Below are 19537 nucleotides of genomic sequence, written 5' to 3'. Positions count from 1 at the left end.
CTCAACCCATAATTCACAATATGAGGGATATTTGTCGAAATTGCAAAAGATTCCCAATTAAATAACAGATATTTTTTTCATAAGCATTGTGAAATCAGGACAACTTATTTGGGGGCAAATTTCGATAAAAAAAGGCGCTTAATGCGCCTTTTTTTGAAAGCTAGAAATTAGCCTTGTTGACGAGCTTGTTGCTCTTTCAATAAGTCTTCATAGCTCACAGTTGTATCCGTTACTTTAGCAGAAGCTAAGATGTGATCTACAACTTGGTCTTCTAGAATAACAGCTTCGATTTGAGCACGTTGCTGTTTATCGTTGTTGAAGTATTCAATTACTTCTTTAGGATCTTCGTAAGAAGAAGCCATGTCTTCGATGTAAGCATCAACACGTGCAGCATCAACTTCAAGTTTAGCTTCAGCTAATACTTTGCTGACTAATACGCCAAGTTTAACTGATTTTTCAGCTTGCTCTTTGAATAGGTCATCTGGAAGCATGCTTGAATCAAACGCTTTAGCGCCTTGAGCACCAAACTGTTGAGTGAATTGTTGGATCATTTGTTGACGTTGACGGTCAATTTCTTGAGCAACCATTGCTTCTGGAAGTTCTACTTCGTTTGCAGCTACAAGCGCATCAAAAGTTGCACCTTTCACTTGGTTACGAAGACCGTTTTTCACTTCACGTTCCATGTTTTTACGCACGTCAGCTTTCAGCTTTTCAACGCCTTCTTCTTCAGTTAGACCGAAGATTTTTAAGAATTCAGCATCAACTTCTGGAAGTTTTTGTTTTTCAACAAGCTTAACAGTGATTTTGAATTGAGCAGCTTTACCAGCAAGGTTTTCAGCTTGGTAGTCTTCAGGGAAAGTTACATCGATAACTTTCTCTTCGCCTTTCTTCATACCAACGATACCGTCTTCGAAGCCAGGGATCATACGACCAGAACCAAGAACGAGTTTAAAGTCTTCAGCAGCGCCGCCTTCAAACTTCTCGCCATCAACAGTACCTTCAAAGTCGAAAGTTACTTGCATGTCTTTTTTAGCCATGCCTTTAGTTTCAACCCATGAAGCGCGTTGTTTTTGAAGATTTTCAATCATCTTCTCAACGTCTTTGTCGTCAACTGAAGTTGTTTTACGTTCAACTTCTAGACCTTCGAACTTAACTTCAACTTCTGGATAAACTTCTACAGTTGCTTCATAAACTAAAGCATCATCTTTCATTTCAGTTTTTTCAATGTTTGGCATACCAACAGCATTGATTTTTTCTTGTTGGATCGCTTCGAATACTGTGTCACGAATGATGTCGTTTACAACTTCTTGATAGATACCAGCACCGTATTCACGACGAACAACGTTTACAGGTACTTTACCTGGACGGAAGCCGTTGATCTTCACAGTTTTGGCAGTGCGTTTCAAGCGAGCTTCAAACTGCTCGTTAATACGGCTCGTCGGTACAGATACATTTAAACGACGGGCAACGCCCGAAACCGCTTCAGAAGTTACTTGCATGGCTTCCTCGATAATTTGTTAGTTAAAACAGTTTTAAAAAAAAGTGCCACATTATATGACAACAATTAAAGATATACAAAAATGGATTATAACACTATAAATTCAGGCATGGATGCCCTTCTTATTTTTAGAATTTTTCAGCTTTTTTCGAAGAAATATTGATTATTTTTTAATTAATTGTTGAAAATGAGAAACTTTCTCACTATTATTCTTAATGATATTTTTTTTAATTTATTTTCATATATTTATCTCGTCCATATTTGGAATTCTTTTATGAGTAAATTTAATCTCAACCCTCTTTCCGCTGCTTTATTTGGGGCAATTGTAACTACTACGAGTTTCGCACATGCTGAAACGACTGAATCTCAAGCTCAACAGATGGAGACCATTGTTGTTTCTGCGGCTGGTTATGAACAAAAAGTAACAGATGCTCCGGCATCAATTACGGTATTAACTAAAGAAGATTTCAAAACAAAACGCATTACATCTCTTGCTGATGCGTTAAGTGATGTAGAGGGTGTTGATATTAGCCCTACAGCGGGAAAAACGGGTGGATTAGATATTAGTATCCGCGGTTTACCCTCTGAATATACGCTAGTTTTGATTGATGGTCGTCGTCAAAATAGTACTGGTGACATTACTCCAAATGGTTTTGGAGAAACGAAGAATAATTTTATCCCTCCACTTTCTGCAATTGAGCGTATTGAAATCATTCATGGCCCTGCCTCTACGCTTTATGGTTCAGATGCGATGGGTGGTGTCGTTAATATTATTACCAAAAAAGTATCACATGAATGGACAGGTTCAATTAGTTTAGAAGGCTCTATTCTTCCAAAAAGTTCAGACTTCGGTAATCAACGCAGTGTCGACCTTTACGCTACAGGACCAATCGTACAAGATCTGCTAGGTTTGCAAATTCGTGCCAAGCATTGGGAGCGTGATGAATCAAATGTTACACGTGACATTGACCAATCTGCTCTAGGTACCGGAAATAATCCATCTGAAGGCAAACTTGATACATTGGGTGCTCGCTTAACTTTAACCCCAACAGAGAATCATGATTTATCTCTCGATGTAGAATCACACCGTCAATCGTATAAAAACCCTAAAAACTCTACCGGCTTCCAATTGGGTACAGTCGGTCCAGCGGGTGGTTATGATGACGAAATGGAGTTTAATCGAGACAAGTATGTTGTTGCCCATCAATGGCGTACAAATATTGGTGATTTAGACAGTAGTTTGACTCGAAATGAAAGTGAAACTGTCGGCCGCCTTATCCCATCTCGTATGCAAAACGGTGATTTAACCACAAAAACTCCACGAACAATTGAGAGTGAAGATACGATTTTTGATACAAAATTATCGGTCAATGCAATTGAGAACCATCGTTTAACGCTTGGGGGACAATGGTGGGATGCCAGTGTTTCAGATGGATTACGTGCTGCAAAACCTGAAGTAAGTTTTACACAGATTGGTTTATTTGCTGAAGATACCTGGAATGTGTTACCAAACTTAGCACTGACACTTGGTTTACGTTATGACGACCACGACACATTTGGTGATTTCATTACCCCACGTGCTTATGCAGTATGGAATGTTAATGATACATGGACGGTTAAAGGTGGATATTCGGAAGGCTATAAAGCTCCTCGTCTAGAACAATTAACAAATGGGGTTGTTAATGTTGGCCGCCAAGGCGCTCTGCCTATTTTTGGTAATCAAAATCTAAAACCTGAAACAAGTGATAATTTTGAACTTGGCGTATATTTCACACCGAACAATAATTTAAATATTAACTTAACTGGCTTTTTAAGCACGGTTCAAGACAAAATTGTGAGCGGTGCAATTACAGATACATCTGTAAATACGGGTGGAAAACCAGGAGAGTGTTTAGTCAACCAAGCCTGTGCTGACTATTTGACTGGCCTCGGAACACCTTGGCAGTGGCTGAACCAATCAAGTGATCGTGCATTTACAGTTACTCGTCCAGACAATGTCGATGAAGTCGAAATTTATGGTACAGAGTTAGGTATTAACTGGGGCTTTGCCGAAGATTGGAAATTAAACTTTAATTACACTTGGACAGAAACAGAAGTAACTAAAGGCAAAGACAAAGGTAAAAAGTTACAAGACACGCCTGAACATATGTTCAATGCTACTTTAAAGTGGAATGTGGCAGACAATGCAGACTTATGGCTTCGTGGTGAATATCGTACTGAGCGCTCTCGTTTCAAAACCACAAATTTAACGGGTGATGATTTGACCGTTTATAATGCCCTAGGTGACTACGAAGCTTATGGCTTAGTGCATTTAGGTACAAATTATGCAGTTAATGATAAATGGGATGTTGGCGTAGCTCTTTATAATATCTTTGACAAAGACTTTAATAAGTATGAAGTTATAAATGGTAGTGCATATAATATTTACAGCAACACCCAAGAAGGTCGCCGTGTGCAATTAAGTACAACCTTTAAATTCTAAATAACACTTTATAAAAAAAACCTGCTTCGGCAGGTTTTTTTACATCAACAATTTACGATTTATTCTTATTTAATTCACAATCATGTCTATATTTATAATCTCAATTAAACAAATAAAAATAACTTATTTTTTCAATATTCAATAAAAACATTAGCTTAATTTTAGTTTGTTATATCATTACATTAAATACTACTATCACATTTTAATTATTCATCGTGATTTACAATCGTATAAAGATGAAAGAACAAATAAGAATCATTATTATTCGCATACAAATTCATTATTCCAAATCAGGTTTGAAATGGCCTTCATCAAAACACGTAAGAAAATTGTTTCTTCAGCAATTGCTTCGTCACTTTCTGTTATTGCTGTAAATGCAATCGCACAAGATCAAGTCACTCAACTTCCAACCATTAGCCAAGAAGTTGCTGCTGAAAAAGCACCGAGCTTTAAAGTTGATATATCAGCAAGTTCAAAATTTGTTGCCCCGCTCCTTGATACACCAAAATCAGTTTCAGTTATTTCGAAACAACTGATCGAAGATACTCAAGTCACAACTTTAAGTGATGCTTTACGTACGGTACCAGGCATTACTTTAGGTGCTGGTGAAGGTGGTAACCCAAATGGTGACCGTCCATTTATCCGTGGCTATAACACTGAAAGCTCGATGTATGTCGATGGTGTGCGCAACTCAACTTCACAAAACCGTGAAATGTTTGCGGTTGAACAGGTTGAAGTGACCAAAGGTTCTGCTTCTGCCATGGGTGGTGCAGGTACAACTGGCGGCAGTATCAACATGATTTCTAAGGTTGCGAAAAAAGGTGACTTTTTAGAAGGTTCAGTTGGTGCAGGTACAGACAATTATCAACGTATCACACTAGACAGTAACAAAGACTTTGGTAATGGCGTTGCTGCACGTGTTGCGGTCATGGGGCATAAAAATGAAAAAGCGGGTCAAGCAGATGGTGCTGAATATGCACGTGCCGGAATCGCGCCAAGCATTACTTTTGGTTTAGATACCCCTACTCGCGCGACTTTAGGTTATTACTACTTAAAATCTGACGATACACCTGACTCTGGTGTGCCATACAGCAATCCAACTGGATATTCGCAATATTCAGGAAAACCGATTGATGTCAAACAAGGCATCTACTACGGCTGGAAAGATCGTGATTTCCAAAAACAGGAAAACCAAGTCGGTACGATTAAGTTAGAACATGACCTCACTGACAATCTAACGATTAGTAATACTACTGTTTATAACAAGTCTAAAAATGATTACCTGTGGACAAACCCAGATGACTCGAAAGGCAACATCTACGATAAAACTACTGGTACCTTGACAGGTAATGTTTGGGCGCGTGTAAACTCACGTATCGCCGATACTGAAACCTTTACCGACCAGTTGGCTTTGACAGGGAAATTTAATACCGGTTCTCTGTTACATAGCTTTAACTTAGGCGCTGAATACTCAGATCAAGAAACGGATCGCACCCAATATATTATTAATGGAGACAACGCAACAGGTAGTGCAAGCCAAACGTGTCCGTCTACAGCTCCTGCAGGCTGGTGTACGTCTGTTCAAAACCCGAATCGTGGGCCATGGACAGGCAGTATTAGCACGGATGGCGCAGATTTATACAATATTAAATCAAAATCGACCTCAGTTTATTTTCTTGATAATATCGAATTCAACCCTCAATGGTTACTTGACTTAGGTGTACGTTGGGATAAATTTGAAACTGACTCGACCATGACTTATGGTGCTCGTAATAGTGCTGTATTAGGCAACCCAACAGCAAATCCACCGGTACTACCAACGGCTCAAGTTGGTGATAAGCTTAAACTAAACAGTGATTCAGACTTCTTCAACTATCAAGCTGGTTTAACATTTAAACCTGTTGAAAATGGCTCTATTTATGCGAGCTATGCAACTTCAGCAAACCCAGTTGGTGTAGATGCTGGTGATGGTTCAGAAGGTATTGGTGCACCAGGCCGTAATACGACTGAAGAACAAGCTCGTGCAATGAACAACCTAAAACCGGAAGAAATAAAAACTTACGAGTTAGGAACTAAGTGGGATGTCCTTAATAATCGTTTAAATCTAACTGCCGCAATTTTCCGTACAGAAAAAGAAAATACTCGTGCAACAGATACAGATGGCTTTACTCGTAATATCGGTGAAACTCGTGTAGACGGTATTGAACTTGGCGCTAATGGTAATATTACTGATAAATGGGCTATTGCTGCTGGTTATACCTATTTAGATAGCGAAATAGTCGATGATGGTACGGCGACTAATGATGGCAATCAAGTTCAAAACGTGGCGAAAAATAGCGCGACACTTTGGACAACTTACCAAGTCCTTCCACAGTTCACAATCGGTGGTGGCGCTACCTACATGGATAAAGTATTTGGTAATGCTACCAATACGAAATGGGTTCCAAGCTACGTACGCTACGATGCTATGGCGCGTTATACCGTTAACAAAAATGTGGATTTACAGTTGAATGTAAATAACCTTTCTGACAAACGTTATTTCACTAAAGCCTACGCATCTCACTATGCCACTGAAGCAGAAGGTCGCAACGCAGTTCTGTCTGTAAACTTCAAATACTAAGAAAAAATAAATACCATAAATAATTTATGGTATTGACTCAAATAGCCTCGCTTCGAGGCTATTTTTGTATATGATCAAAACATTAATATTACAGTTCCAAAGGGTTAGGCCGTGATTCACCATATCCCAAATGTATTGAGTAAAGAACAGGTCAACTACTTCCGCACAGAAATGCAAAAAGTAGAATGGATTAATGGTCAAAAAACTACGGGCTCACTGTCTAAAAATGTAAAAAACAACCAACAGCTAGATATAGACCATCCATTAACACAGCATTTAGGTGACATTATTCTGCATGAATTGTCACAACACGCGCTTTTTACATCAGCGGCTCTCCCCCTCAATATTTTGCCGCCCTATTTTAACCGCTATGAAAATGGTGAAACGTTTGGTTTCCATGTCGACAATGCCATTCGCTGGATGCCCGACAGCAATCAAAAAATTCGTACCGATTTGTCCTGCACGATTTTTCTAAGTGAACCCGAAGAATATGAAGGCGGTGAACTTGTGGTAGAAGACACCTATGGCTACCACGAAGTGAAATTGCCTGCCGGAGATTTGATTTTGTATCCATCTACCAGTGTGCATGAAGTTACTCCTGTGACTGCAGGCTGTCGTATTGCATCATTTTTTTGGTTGCAAAGTATGATCCGTGAAGATGCTGAGCGTCACATGTTATTTAATCTCGATCAAAGCATTCAAAATTTGCGTATGCAATTGGGTGATGCACATAGTGAAGTCGTCAAGTTGACTAGTCTGTATCACAACCTTATCCGCAAATGGGCCGAAATTTAAAGCTCAAGGTCAATAGACATGGACAAACTGACAATGACTGATCACAACATTTTAGCGCCACTCACTCAGATTCCAGCTCATTTGCAAACCATTGCAGATTATGAAGTCGAGGCTGAAAAACACCTTTCCAACATGGTGTGGCAGTACTTGCAAGGCGGCTCGATGGATGAACACAGTGTCCGTGGCAATTTGTCTCAGTTTGAACAGATACAACTGCTACCACGTATGCTGAAAGATCTAACCCAAGGTCATACCCAAATCGAAATCTTAGGGCAACGTTTCCCGCATCCTATTTTTGTAGCACCCATTGGTCACCAACAACAATTTCATCCTGATGCTGAAGCTGCAACAGCCCTCGCTGCCGAAGTCCTTGGCAGCAATATGATCCTCAGTACGTTTACCAATACAGATATGCGTGAGTTAAAGCAGGACAATCCTTACAAATGGTTCCAATTGTATTGGCAAGGTGAGCGCGAAAAGTCATTATCGCTGGTCAAGATGGCAGAAGAACATGCCTATACAGCAATTGTAATAACCATTGATTCCCCGCATACAGGGATTCGTGACCGTGAACGTCGAGTGTTTTTCCATTTGCCTGAAGGCATGCAACATCCGCATACCCCTGCACATATCCCATTGCCTGAGCTCAATGATGGCGACCATCCCGTATTTAACGGTCTGATGAAAATCGCACCAACATGGGCGGATATCCTTTGGCTCAGTCAAAACACCTCATTACCGATTATTTTAAAGGGCATTGTCAGTCCACATGATGCTGAACTTGCCCTGCAACACGGTGTACAAGGCATTATTGTGTCGAATCATGGTGGGCGCGTACTGGACGGTTGCATTTCCCCTCTCACCGCCTTAGAACTGATTAAAAAAGTTGTGCCTACGGATTTTCCAGTTTTATATGATGGTGGTATTCGTCGTGGTTCAGATGTGTTTAAAGCGATAGCCTTGGGTGCATCTGCCGTATTAGTTGGACGTCCTTGCATTTATGGTTTAGCTACAGCGGGCGCTTTAGGTGTTGCCCATGTACTCAAAATACTGAAAGAAGAATTTGAGATTACGATGGCATTGATGGGAACAGCCACCGTCGATGAGATCAATAAAGATTATATTTTTCAAAAAAGCTAATTTTATAGAAAAATATTTTCCAGTAATGGCATCTTGACGCAAAAATAGGAAATTATTTCCGGAATATATGGACTAATATTTAGTTATACATTTACGAGCTTACGGTAAAGCTAAGTCATGTGAATCTTTACAGATTTATTTCGACTTTCGACTAAAGACTCCGAAATTAAACTTGTAAATTGTTAGAATAGACACAATCTATATAAGTAGTACCTTGCCGTTTATCCACGACATTTATCCACGGTGCTATAAGGAGTTTTCACATGATGTTGGCAGATCCAAGCAAAAAATACCGTCGCATGTACCAACGTGTAGACTTACCAGACCGTCAATGGCCAAATAACGAAATCAATAAAGCGCCGATCTGGATGAGTACCGACCTTCGTGACGGTAACCAAGCGATCTTCGAGCCAATGAACATTGAACAAAAGTTCAAAATGTTCCAAATGCTTGTGAAAATTGGTTTCAAACACATTGAAATCGGCTTCCCTTCTGCATCACAAATCGACTTTGATTTCACGCGTTTGTTGATCGAAGGCGGTCATATTCCTGATGATGTGTACATCGAAGTTTTGGTTCAAGCACGTGATCATTTGATTCAACGTACATTTGAATCATTACAAGGTGCAAAACGTGCCATCGTGCATATCTACAACTCAAACTCGCCAACATTCCGCAATAAAGTGTTGAATGTTGACGTTGCTGGTGCAAAACAATTAGCGATTAATGCCGCAACGAAAGTCAAAGAATACGCTGCAAAACAGCCTGAAACTGAATTTGTATTCCAATACAGTCCAGAGTGTTTTACTGCAACAGAATTAGAAGTTGCTAAAGATGTCTGTGATGCGGTCACTGAAATTTGGGAAGCATCTCCAGAGAACAAAGTGATTTTAAACTTGCCTGCAACGGTTGAAGTTTCAGGTCCGAACGTCTATGCAGACCAAGTGGAATGGATGCACCGTAACATTCAACGCCGTGACGGTGTGATTATTTCTGTGCACTGTCATAACGACCGTGGCTGTGGTATTGCCGCTTCTGAGTTGGCCATTATGGCTGGTGCTGACCGCGTCGAAGGTTGTGTGTTTGGTAACGGTGAACGTACAGGTAACGTGGACGTTGCAGCGATTGCATTGAACATGTATACCCAAGGTGTTGCGCCAAACTTAGATTTCTCAAACATTAACGAAATCATTTCAATCATTGAAGAATGCACAGGCTTGCCGGTACACCCTCGTCATCCGTATGCTGGTGATTTGGTCTTCACCGCGTTCTCTGGCTCACACCAAGATGCCATTAAAAAAGGTTTCGAGTTCCAAAAGAACGAAGAAATGTGGGATATGCCTTATTTGCCAATCGACCCGAAAGACTTGGGCCGCGACTATGATGCCGTGATTCGTGTCAACTCACAGTCTGGTAAAGGCGGTATTGCGTACTTGTTAGAATCAAATTACAACGTGGTGTTGCCTCGTCGTATTCAAATTGAGTTCTCGCAAATCGTACAGCAAAAAACAGATGAAGACGGTACCGAGATTTCTGCGCAAGCAATCTGGTCTTTATTTAAAGACACGTATGTGGCTGCCAAAGACACGCATTATGCGGCGAAAAACTACCGCTTACATGATGAAAATGGCAAACAAGTCATTGAGCTTGATGTCGAAGTGAACGGTGAGATCCAGCAATTACGCGGTGAAGGCAACGGCCCAATCTCTGCTATCTTAAATGCCTTGCAGTTACCGATTGATGTCTTGAACTATGAAGAACGTAGCATCAGTTCAGGCGCACATGCTAAAGCCTTGGCTTTAATTGAGCTTCAAGTGAAAGGTACAGGTAAGTCTGCATTCGGCGCAGGTGTGCATGACAACATCGTGACTGCATCTATCGAGGCGATTATTGCCAGCACTAACCGTTTAATTGAACAAGGTGTTTTAAGTACTGAACAAGTGATTGCTGCTGCAGTCTAATTCAATGCTATAAATATCAAATAGCAATAAAATGACTTTAGAAGGATACCCTCAAGTGGTATCCTTTTATTATTCATACTAAAGATTTAAGGCGAATTATTCCTGTGTCTTTTCCAGCTGACTCAGTGGGCTTAGTTACCCCACAAAAGTTTATTTTTGAAGAGCCGTTAGAGCTCGAATGCGATCGCATACTCCCACGTTTTGAGCTCATGGTTGAAACTTATGGCGAACTGAATGCAGACAAATCCAATGCAATTTTGATTTGTCATGCACTGTCAGGCCATCACCATGCTGCAGGTTATCATCATGAAGATGACCGTAAGCCGGGTTGGTGGGATGCATGTATTGGACCAGGCAAAGCTATTGATACGTCAAAATTCTTTGTCGTAGCACTAAATAATATTGGCGGCTGTAGCGGTTCTACTGGACCGACCTCTCCAAATCCTGAAAATGACAATCGCCCTTATGGTCCTGATTTCCCATTAGTGACTGTCCGTGACTGGGTCAAAACCCAAGCCATGTTGTCTGATCGTTTAGAGATTCAGCAGTGGTATGCGGTGATTGGCGGCTCTTTAGGCGGTATGCAAGCTCTACAATGGTCTGTGGACTATCCAGATCGTTTACAAAAGTGCGTGATTATTGCCAGTACACCAAAACTGTCTGCGCAAAACATTGCCTTTAACGAAGTGGCGCGTCAGTCGATTTTGTCTGACCCTGATTTCCATGATGGTCGCTATTTAGAAAATGACAGTTATCCTAAGCGTGGTTTGATCTTGGCCCGTATGGTGGGTCATATCACTTACCTCTCTGAAGAAGCCATGAAACAAAAATTTGGCCGTGACTTAAAGTCAGGTAAATTTATGTATGGCTTTGACGTCGAATTCCAAGTCGAAAGTTATTTGCGTTATCAAGGTGAGCAATTTAGCCGTAACTTTGATGCCAATACCTATTTGATCATGACCAAGGCTTTAGATTATTTCGATCCATCACGTGAATATGAGCAATCATTAAAAACCGCGATGTCTAAAACCAAGTGTCAATTTTTAGTTGTTTCATTTACAACGGACTGGCGTTTTACCCCTGCTCGTTCGCAAGAAATTGTAGATGCATTAATTAGTAATCATAAGCCTGTGAGCTATGTGGATATTGATGCTGAACAAGGTCATGACTCTTTCTTGTTCCCGATTCCGTTATATGTGAAAAGCTTACGTGCATTCCTAGGCGGTGTAAAACACCTGCAAGAAACACCGAAGGAGACCAACTAATGCGTATTGATCATCAACTGGCTGAACGTTGGATTAAACCAGATTCAAGCGTACTCGATTTAGGGTGTGGTGACGGTGAACTGCTTGCACATATGAGCAAAAAGCACAATATTCGTGCATATGGCTTAGAAATTGATCAAGAAAAGATTGCAATTGCGGTCAGTCGCGGGTTAAATATCATCCAACAGGACTTGAACTTAGGTTTAAGTCGCTTTGCCGACCAGTCTTTTGACTATGTGGTTATGGCACAAGCCTTGCAAGCTGTAGATGCACCAGACGTTCTTTTAAGAGACATGGTGCGTGTGGGGAAACAGGCCATTATCACCTTTCCAAACTTTGCACATTGGAAGACTCGTTCTTTCCTTGCATTAAAAGGAATGATGCCTGTTTCAGACGCGTTACCCTATATGTGGTATAACACGCCCAATATTCATTTATGTACTTTCCGTGATTTTGAAGCGCTGTGTGCTGAAAATAACATCCGGATTATTAACCGACTTGCCGTGAATGGGGATCAACAAGATAGTTTACTGAGTAAACGTCTCCCAAATCTATTTGGTGAAGTCGCAATTTATCGAGTGAGCGCTCTATGAAAAAATTATTATTAAGCACGACGCTACTGATTGGACTTTTTAGCATACAAGCCCATGCGGATTATGTTGCTCCATCATCTTCAGTTTCTAGCCAAGCTGCACAATATTCAATTATGGATATTCACAGCTTAAGTAAAGCTGCTAAAGCAGGTCAGCCTGGTGCTCAGTTTTACTTAGGCACTAAATATCAACAAGGTAAAGACGTTGCAAAAGATGAACGTCAAGCTTTTGCATGGTACAAAGCTGCTGCCGATCAAGGTTTATCTGCAGCTCAGCTCAATGTGGGTCGTATGCTCGCTGATGGCATTGGGACTAAAAAAGATGAAGCGCTTGCTCGTCAATATTTCGAAAAAGCAGCCAGCCGTGGTGATAACCGCGCAAGCTTTAACTTAGCCATGATGGAAGAGCAAAAGAAAAACTACATGGGTGCATACCAATGGTATGAGCTTTCTACCCGTGATGGCATGCTCGACAACAAAGTGATTAGCTTGTCTGAAGGCAAAAAAACCGCTTTAGCAGCGAACTTAAGCCAAGACCAAATCCGTCAAGCACGTGACCGTGCGGACAAATGGATTCAAGCACAATAAGTTTTTGAATCTTAAAAAGCACCTTCGGGTGCTTTTTTATTAAATATATACTTCTAAAACAACCCATATTTTTAAAATTATAAGGGCAATACATGAAAATAAATTTTGAAGTCATTCAATATTCAAGTGGATATTATTCTGGATTAAACATACAGATTATTCCTTTTAACCTTGATCAAAATCCAAACTTGCAAAACTCTATCGTTATTGATGAACTCGCTTTTTCACTTATCGAAAAATTCTTCTTTGAACATGAAAGCCCTTGGTCACACTGGGGACCAACTTATGTTTATCCTGAAAAAATCACTACAATTATTGAAAGGCTGAATCATTATAAAAACTATCTAAATGAAAAAAAAATTTTAACTTATAAAGATAATGTTCAGCTTCTCTTTAAAAAAGGAACAAAAAATTTTAGGAAGAAATTCCCTAAATATAAAACTAAAGTAATCACTATGATTAACCAAGTCATTGGATTTTTAAAAAACATTCAAATCAACAAAATTGATGGTATTACAGTAATAGGAGTCTAAAGCACATTTAACTTCAACCAGATACGTTAAATCCGTTAAAATACTTTTCAATATTCAACATAAAGAGCGATTCTGCATGGCTTCATCTAATTGGTTATCTCAAGGCACTTTGGTTCTGGCGAGCAACAACAAAGGTAAAATTGCAGAATTTGAAAAAATGTTTGCCGAGCTTAATCTTCCTGTTGAAGTGATTCCTCAAGGTCAATTGAACATAGAAGATGCCATCGAAGACGGCCTAAGCTTTGTTGAAAATGCCATTATCAAAGCGCGTCACGCATCGAAAATTTCAGGCAAGCCAGCCATTGCAGATGATTCTGGCATTTGCGTACCTGTGCTTGGTGGCGCACCGGGGATTTACTCTGCGCGCTATGCAGGTGAACATGGCAATGATGCCGCTAACAATGCCAAGTTGCTTGCTGACCTCAAATCGCTCCGTAAAGAGGGTGAAGCCATCGAAGGGATGTTTGTATGTGTCTTGGCTTTGGTCCAACATGCAGAAGACCCACTCCCACAAATTTTCCAAGGGATTTGGCGCGGTGAAGTGATGGAAGCAGCACGTGGTGAAAATGGCTTTGGCTATGACCCACTGTTTTGGCTGCCAAAACTGAATGTTTCTAGTGCTGAATTATCAAAAGAAGAAAAAAATAAAATTAGCCATCGTGGTCAAGCGATGAAATTATTTAAAGCAAGTTTGAAATAATTTAAATTGGAGTTAATCTTAATGCCAAAGATTAACTCCAATCCCTGAATAAAAATAGAATAATTATGGCACTTCAACCGATACAGATTATATGCAACGCATGTCATCACACCTCAACTGAAATCCCAACACGCTCTTTTCTTGGTTTTCAAAAAATAAGCTGCCCTCATTGCCATGTGCAACTAACCTACCCGCTCACCTCAGGCTTTCGTGCCACCTACGCTATTTTTGCAGTGTTGATCGTACTGTCGATCATGCTTAATCTGTCGCAAGGTCAGGTTGGATTTCCAGGCCTGATAGGTATCGCAATGATATACGCCCTCGTGCGTGATTGGCAGATTCGAAAACAGCTCAAGTAGTCGCCCTTTGCGGGCATCTATAATTCACTTTTCATTTTAAAGCGAAAAAAGATGCAAAATTAACCCATAAAAACTGACGACGATACAGCTCATAATCGTGCCTGAAGCAATATAACGTGCCGAAGTGCCTGTTCCTTGATAATGCGTTTCTAAAGCCACAATATTCGCTGCAGGGGGTAAGCAGAACAGCATAAACATCACCCCAATATATTTCTCGATCTGGGGAATCGGAAGAAAGGCATAACTCAAACTACAGATCACCGCGCCAACGGTGAGTTTCATCGCATAAATACGACTACTGTTAATCAGATCACGCCATTGTACCTTGGTTTGACGCAGCCACATGCCTAAGACACACATCCCCGTGAAACTCATTCCAATTTTTGCAGCTTGATAGAGCCAATCTAAGATCTGATGTTCTTCTAAATGCTGCAGTCCAACTATTCGACAGACGCCTGCAATCATCAAGGCAAATACAGGCGGTGACATCGCCACTTTTTGCATCACGCTCGACCATGGGAGTTGGGCTGAACTGACGGCTGTCACGGCCCACATATTGCCAAAGATAGAGCCACCGACATACAGAGCCACCATCGCTGCACTAATTTCAGGGCCAAACAGTGCTAATGCAAAAGGAAAACCCAGCCAAGCCAAGTTCAAATAACTGACACACAAGGCACGTAAACTATCTTTTAACAGCCAGCGAAATAAATAAAACATCAGCACGGCAACACTAAAGCTAAAGAGCATGAGTGCTAAACTGCCTGCTTGATAGAACACCATGTTGTAGATGATCACGGCTGGAATAAAACAGCGTGCAAGTAAGCTAGAGAAAATCGATTTGAGCGATGATGTTCCTGATAATGATGCCAATCCGAGGCCACTTAAAAAACCCAATATCGGAAGAAGAAACGCCACTACACCACCCTCACTGCTCAATCTATGCATAGTAACACTGAACATAAGCTTCGCGGCTGTCTTTAAACTGCAACATCTTGGTCACTTCACTGTCATCTACAACTGCTGAAATGTTGTGCAGACCAACAAGAGGATAACAAGATGGCTGGACTATCGATTTGGCATGTACTGATTTTTGCAATTGTGGTGATTTTACTCTTTGGTACATCAAAACTAAAAAACTTGGGCAAAGATGTCGGCGGCGCGGTCAAAGATTTCAAAAAGTCGATGCGTGATGAAGACACAGCAAACACACAGCTTAATGAGCCTCGCACGCTAGAGCATGAAGCTCAAAATAAAACCAATTCCTCAGTTCAAAGCTAAGGAGTTGTCATAATGCTTAATATTGGTATTAGCGAATTACTGGTGTTCAGCATTATTGCGCTGATCGTACTCGGCCCGGAAAAACTGCCTGAAGGTATCCGCTTTGCAGGCAAATGGTACGGGAAAGTTAAACGACTGATCAGTAACGTGCAAACAGATATTGACCGTGAACTTCGCATGTCCGAACTTCGTGAAGAAATGCAAAAAGAAATGCAACGTATTCAACACCTCGAAGCGCGTATGCAGGCGCAGATGAATGAATTGCAACAAACGCAACATCCCATAGAACAGACTGCGCAAAAACAACAAGAAGCAGTCCTACCTGACAATAAAAATTTATCCCCACGTTATCAGTACATCGAACGTGGTCAGAGCACGATATTTGCCGTGGTTACACCCCAAATGAAAATAAAGCACGAAATTAAAACAGATCAAGCTCCTATATTAAGTTCGACCGATGTATTAGCAGAATATCAGGTGGCCGTATGACAGATCTTTCACTAAATAATTCACAGAACACTGTGCCTGATTTGGAAGAAATGCCGATCACCAAACATTTGGTGATTTTGCGTCGGCATTTGATCAAAATTACAGGACTTATTTTGATTCTGTTCTTTTGTTTACTACCCTTTGCCAATCAAAGCTATCAATTGATGTCAGAGCCACTGCGTGCGCAGTTGCCGATGACCTCATCCATGATCGCAACGGATGTGACCGCCACGTTTATGGCGCCGTTCAAGTTGAATTTCTTTGTCGCGCTTATGCTCGCGATGCCCTTCGTGATTTATCAACTTTGGGCCTTCATCAAACCTGCACTGTATGAAAAAGAGCGGCATTTGGCGATGCCCTTATTATTCGGCAGTATCGTCCTCTTCTATGCCGGTATTGCCTTTGCCTATTGGGTTGCCCTGCCATCCATCCTGCATTTTTTTATGAGTGTTTCCCCTGAAACGGTCGCCCCAATGACGGACATCAATAGTTATTTAAGTTTCTGCTTAAAGCTATTTTTGGTGTTTGGACTGACCTTTGAAATTCCTATCATCACGTTAATTTTGATTTTGATCGGGGTGGTGTCTACTCAAACCTTGGTGGAGAAGCGTCGTTTTATTATCGTCGGCTGTTTTTTTGTCGCCATGTTTGCCACGCCACCCGATGCGCTTTCGATGATCATGCTGGCCATTCCCATGTGGATGCTCTTTGAGCTGGGTTTATTCTTTGGCAAGCTGATTGAAAAACGACGTGCATCTACAACTTTAGTAGACTAATGTTTCGACAATTTTGGTGAGTTTTACACCTAAGAGGCTGAGATAGCCTCTTTTTTTATGCGCCCATTTAATGTTTTGCAATTTTCATGCAGCGAAATCTAAACGCCTATTTCATCAGTTTGCAACATTAGCTTCAAAGCATTGTCATATTTTATCGATAGTTTTATGTGATCAACTTTTACCCAGCACACCTTTGCCAGGATTTAAATTCATGACAAACATGCCATATAACGAAGATCAAGAACTTGATAACAACACTTCGGATAACCTTCATTTTCGTGACATTTTAGAACAGCGCATCAGCCGTCGTAGCTTGATTACCAAGACTGCGAGTGGTGCAGTCGCACTTGCATTGGCATCTTCATTAACGGGGTGTAATGATGACAATGACTCAGATTCAAATAGCAATACCAAACCACCTGTCACTGATCCAAATCAAAAACCGACCAAGTTCAATTTCACACCAGTGAAAAAGAATTTAGACGATATTGTGACTGTTCCTGAAGGCTATCAAGCGCATGTGCTATATGCGATGGGTGACTCGATTAACCCTGCATACCCAGCATGGGATGATAACAATGTTCCTTCTGGCCCGAGCTTCCAATTCCGCTCTGGTGACTGCCATGACGGTATGAGCTTCTTTGGTTTAAATACCACCTCTGGACGCTATGATGCCAAGCAGTCAGACCAAGGTTTGTTGGTGATGAACCATGAATACATCAATCCAACCTTCTTACACCCACAAGGCCCAACCAAAGTGGAAGGCCGTCGCCCTGAAGATGAAGTCATTCGTGAAGTCAATGCACACGGTGTTTCTGTTATTCAAATTGAAAAAGACAGCAAGACTCAAGCCGTCAAACTAGTACAAAACTCTCCATTTAACCGTCGTATTACCGCATCGACCGTAATGGACTTTAAAGGTCCTGTTGCAGGCTCAAGCTTAGTCAGCACGAAGTTTTCAGCCAATAGTCAACAAACCCGTGGTACACACAACAACTGTGGTAATGGTTATACCCCTTGGGGCACTTACCTGACGACAGAAGAAAACTTCATTGGTTACTTCGCTCGTGCGAAAGAAGATGATGCCAAACGTAGTCCTGCTGAAATTGTGGCACTCAACCGTTATGGCCTAAAAGCGGGTGCAAACTCACGCTATGGTTGGGAAACGGCGATTGGAAGTAATGAGTCACAAGATTTATATGACCGTTGGTCAGCGAATGTTACCGGTACTCAGGCAGCAGAAGATTATCGTAATGGTCCAAACACCTTTGGTTGGATTGTCGAAATCGACCCATTTGACCGTCGTGAAAACCCCGTAAAACGTACAGCACTGGGTCGCTTTGCACATGAAGACTGCCGTGCAAGTCGCTTACGTGAAGATGACAATCTTGCATTTTACATGGGTGATGACTCACGCGGTGAATACATCTATAAATTTGTATCCGACCAAAAATGGAATAAAAAAGATGTCAACGGTGGCTATGCTGCAGGTGACAAATACATGAACAACGGTAAGTTATACGTTGCCAAATTTAACAATGACGGCAAAGGTCAATGGATTGAATTGAGCTATAACGTCAATGGTTTAAACCAAAGTAACAGCGTTTATCCGTTTAGCTCACAAGCAGATGTGCTAACCTTCGCACGTCTTGCCGCAGATGCTGTCGGTGCTACCAAAATGGACCGTCCTGAATGGGTCGCTGTGCATCCAGACAATGGTGAAGTCTATGTGACCCTCACCAATAACTCGAACCGTGGTACGACGCATGCACTAGATGCTGCCAACCCACGTAACTACACCGACCCTGAAGGTGGTAAAGGCAACGTCAACGGTCATATTATCCGTTTCCGTGAAGATGGTGATACAACCACAGCACTCAGCTTTACTTGGGATATCTACCTGTTTGGTGCTGAAGCAAAAATGGCGAGCAACATTAATTTATCTGGTTTAAATGACAACAATGACTTGTCATCACCCGATGGGATGTGGTTCGACCCACGTGGTGTGTTATGGATTCAAACCGATGACGGTGCTTATACCGATACCACCAACTGTATGATGCTTGCTGCGCTTCCGGGTCAAGTCGGTGACGGTACGAAAGCCACGACCTCATCGGGTCAAGAAACCATTGTGGGGGCAAAACTGAATGACGAAAACTTACGTCGCTTCCTGACTGGACCAAAAGAGTGTGAAATCACAGGTGTGACCATGACACCTGACTACAAAGCGATTTTTATCAATGTGCAACATCCCGGTGAAGATTCAGCATCCTATGCTGAACCGACCAGCCACTGGCCTGCATCACAAACCAATGCAGCAGCCACCTCACGTCCACGTTCTGCAACCGTTGTCATCACCCGTAAAGATGGTGGTGTGATTGCTGGCGAAGCGGTAGAACAAGCTCAGCCAACACAAAAAACCGCATAAAACACCTTTAAAAAATAAGCCGACGAATCG

16 protein-coding genes are annotated in these 19537 nt (G+C 41.4%); 14 read left to right on the top strand and 2 right to left on the bottom strand.

Annotated elements, in window-relative coordinates:
- Window positions 1-167 precede the first annotated feature (167 nt).
- Complete coding sequence (gene tig / locus FTU65_RS02185) at window positions 168-1499, bottom strand: trigger factor (protein WP_180010208.1); 1332 nt, start codon at window positions 1497-1499, stop codon at window positions 168-170.
- Between the two features lie 273 nt (window positions 1500-1772).
- Here tig and FTU65_RS02180 point away from each other — a divergent pair, with 273 nt between their 5' ends.
- The 10 genes from FTU65_RS02180 (at window position 1773) to rdgB (ending at window position 14174) form a co-directional block, all read left to right on the top strand.
- On the top strand, window positions 1773-3980 hold the full coding sequence (locus FTU65_RS02180; RefSeq protein ID WP_180010207.1) for a TonB-dependent receptor domain-containing protein: 2208 nt from the start codon (window positions 1773-1775) through the stop codon (window positions 3978-3980).
- A 301-nt stretch (window positions 3981-4281) separates the two neighbouring features.
- The gene (locus FTU65_RS02175) at window positions 4282-6600 is read left to right on the top strand and encodes a TonB-dependent siderophore receptor (protein ID WP_180010206.1); all 2319 of its coding nucleotides are present in this window, start codon (window positions 4282-4284) and stop codon (window positions 6598-6600) included.
- 111 nt (window positions 6601-6711) lie between these two features.
- Window positions 6712-7395: a Fe2+-dependent dioxygenase gene (locus tag FTU65_RS02170; protein WP_078192711.1), complete on the top strand. Its 684-nt coding sequence runs from the start codon at window positions 6712-6714 to the stop codon at window positions 7393-7395.
- Between the two features lie 33 nt (window positions 7396-7428).
- Complete coding sequence (locus FTU65_RS02165) at window positions 7429-8535, top strand: alpha-hydroxy acid oxidase (protein WP_180066326.1); 1107 nt, start codon at window positions 7429-7431, stop codon at window positions 8533-8535.
- A gap of 263 nt (window positions 8536-8798) precedes the next feature.
- On the top strand, window positions 8799-10496 hold the full coding sequence (gene leuA, locus FTU65_RS02160; RefSeq protein ID WP_111884051.1) for a 2-isopropylmalate synthase: 1698 nt from the start codon (window positions 8799-8801) through the stop codon (window positions 10494-10496).
- A 104-nt stretch (window positions 10497-10600) separates the two neighbouring features.
- Complete coding sequence (locus FTU65_RS02155; RefSeq protein ID WP_168377871.1) at window positions 10601-11761, top strand: homoserine O-acetyltransferase; 1161 nt, start codon at window positions 10601-10603, stop codon at window positions 11759-11761.
- Window positions 11761-12354 (top strand): methionine biosynthesis protein MetW, encoded by a 594-nt coding sequence (gene metW / locus FTU65_RS02150; protein WP_067763682.1) that lies wholly within the window; start codon window positions 11761-11763, stop codon window positions 12352-12354. Before FTU65_RS02155 ends, metW begins: the two co-directional genes overlap by 1 nt.
- The gene (locus FTU65_RS02145) at window positions 12351-12941 is read left to right on the top strand and encodes a tetratricopeptide repeat protein (protein WP_078189669.1); all 591 of its coding nucleotides are present in this window, start codon (window positions 12351-12353) and stop codon (window positions 12939-12941) included. Before metW ends, FTU65_RS02145 begins: the two co-directional genes overlap by 4 nt.
- 92 nt (window positions 12942-13033) lie before the next feature.
- The gene (locus tag FTU65_RS02140) at window positions 13034-13474 is read left to right on the top strand and encodes a hypothetical protein (RefSeq protein ID WP_180066303.1); all 441 of its coding nucleotides are present in this window, start codon (window positions 13034-13036) and stop codon (window positions 13472-13474) included.
- A gap of 76 nt (window positions 13475-13550) precedes the next feature.
- Complete coding sequence (rdgB, locus tag FTU65_RS02135; protein ID WP_180066301.1) at window positions 13551-14174, top strand: RdgB/HAM1 family non-canonical purine NTP pyrophosphatase; 624 nt, start codon at window positions 13551-13553, stop codon at window positions 14172-14174.
- A 395-nt stretch (window positions 14175-14569) separates the two neighbouring features.
- On the opposite strand, the gene FTU65_RS02130 is transcribed toward rdgB, so the two are convergent.
- A complete protein-coding gene (locus FTU65_RS02130; protein WP_180065188.1) occupies window positions 14570-15451 on the bottom strand; it encodes a permease in 882 nt (293 codons plus the stop codon).
- 141 nt (window positions 15452-15592) lie between these two features.
- Here FTU65_RS02130 and tatA point away from each other — a divergent pair, with 141 nt between their 5' ends.
- From tatA to FTU65_RS02110, 4 genes are all read left to right on the top strand, one after another.
- A complete protein-coding gene (gene tatA / locus FTU65_RS02125; RefSeq protein WP_180010203.1) occupies window positions 15593-15814 on the top strand; it encodes a Sec-independent protein translocase subunit TatA in 222 nt (73 codons plus the stop codon).
- Window positions 15815-15826: 12 nt separating this feature from the next.
- Entirely contained in the window at window positions 15827-16303 is a 477-nt protein-coding gene (gene tatB / locus FTU65_RS02120) for a Sec-independent protein translocase protein TatB (protein WP_180010202.1), read from the top strand.
- Window positions 16300-17079 carry a twin-arginine translocase subunit TatC gene (gene tatC, locus FTU65_RS02115; RefSeq protein ID WP_180010201.1) on the top strand — a complete coding sequence of 260 codons (780 nt, stop codon included), beginning with the start codon at window positions 16300-16302 and terminating at the stop codon, window positions 17077-17079. The genes tatB and tatC overlap by 4 nt, the downstream gene beginning before the upstream one ends.
- Window positions 17080-17290: 211 nt before the next feature.
- Window positions 17291-19507, top strand: coding sequence for a PhoX family phosphatase (locus tag FTU65_RS02110; protein ID WP_180010200.1), 2217 nt, complete (start codon window positions 17291-17293; stop codon window positions 19505-19507).
- The last annotated feature ends 30 nt before the right edge of the window (window positions 19508-19537 follow it).

Origin of the sequence: Acinetobacter sp. YH12129, assembly GCF_013418685.1 — a bacterium.
Taxonomy (GTDB): Bacteria; Pseudomonadota; Gammaproteobacteria; order Pseudomonadales; family Moraxellaceae; genus Acinetobacter; species Acinetobacter amyesii.
This window is presented reverse-complemented; position numbering and strand designations above follow the sequence as displayed.

Coding starts and splice junctions, on each gene's coding strand:
- tatC (WP_180010201.1), top strand. CDS start 16,300: ATGACAGATCTTTCACTAAATAATTCACAGAACACTGTGCCTGATTTG.
- tig (WP_180010208.1), bottom strand. CDS start 1,499: ATGCAAGTAACTTCTGAAGCGGTTTCGGGCGTTGCCCGTCGTTTAAAT.
- FTU65_RS02165 (WP_180066326.1), top strand. CDS start 7,429: ATGACTGATCACAACATTTTAGCGCCACTCACTCAGATTCCAGCTCAT.
- leuA (WP_111884051.1), top strand. CDS start 8,799: ATGATGTTGGCAGATCCAAGCAAAAAATACCGTCGCATGTACCAACGT.
- FTU65_RS02175 (WP_180010206.1), top strand. CDS start 4,282: ATGGCCTTCATCAAAACACGTAAGAAAATTGTTTCTTCAGCAATTGCT.
- FTU65_RS02145 (WP_078189669.1), top strand. CDS start 12,351: ATGAAAAAATTATTATTAAGCACGACGCTACTGATTGGACTTTTTAGC.
- FTU65_RS02110 (WP_180010200.1), top strand. CDS start 17,291: ATGACAAACATGCCATATAACGAAGATCAAGAACTTGATAACAACACT.
- metW (WP_067763682.1), top strand. CDS start 11,761: ATGCGTATTGATCATCAACTGGCTGAACGTTGGATTAAACCAGATTCA.
- tatA (WP_180010203.1), top strand. CDS start 15,593: ATGGCTGGACTATCGATTTGGCATGTACTGATTTTTGCAATTGTGGTG.
- FTU65_RS02140 (WP_180066303.1), top strand. CDS start 13,034: ATGAAAATAAATTTTGAAGTCATTCAATATTCAAGTGGATATTATTCT.
- FTU65_RS02180 (WP_180010207.1), top strand. CDS start 1,773: ATGAGTAAATTTAATCTCAACCCTCTTTCCGCTGCTTTATTTGGGGCA.
- rdgB (WP_180066301.1), top strand. CDS start 13,551: ATGGCTTCATCTAATTGGTTATCTCAAGGCACTTTGGTTCTGGCGAGC.
- tatB (WP_180010202.1), top strand. CDS start 15,827: ATGCTTAATATTGGTATTAGCGAATTACTGGTGTTCAGCATTATTGCG.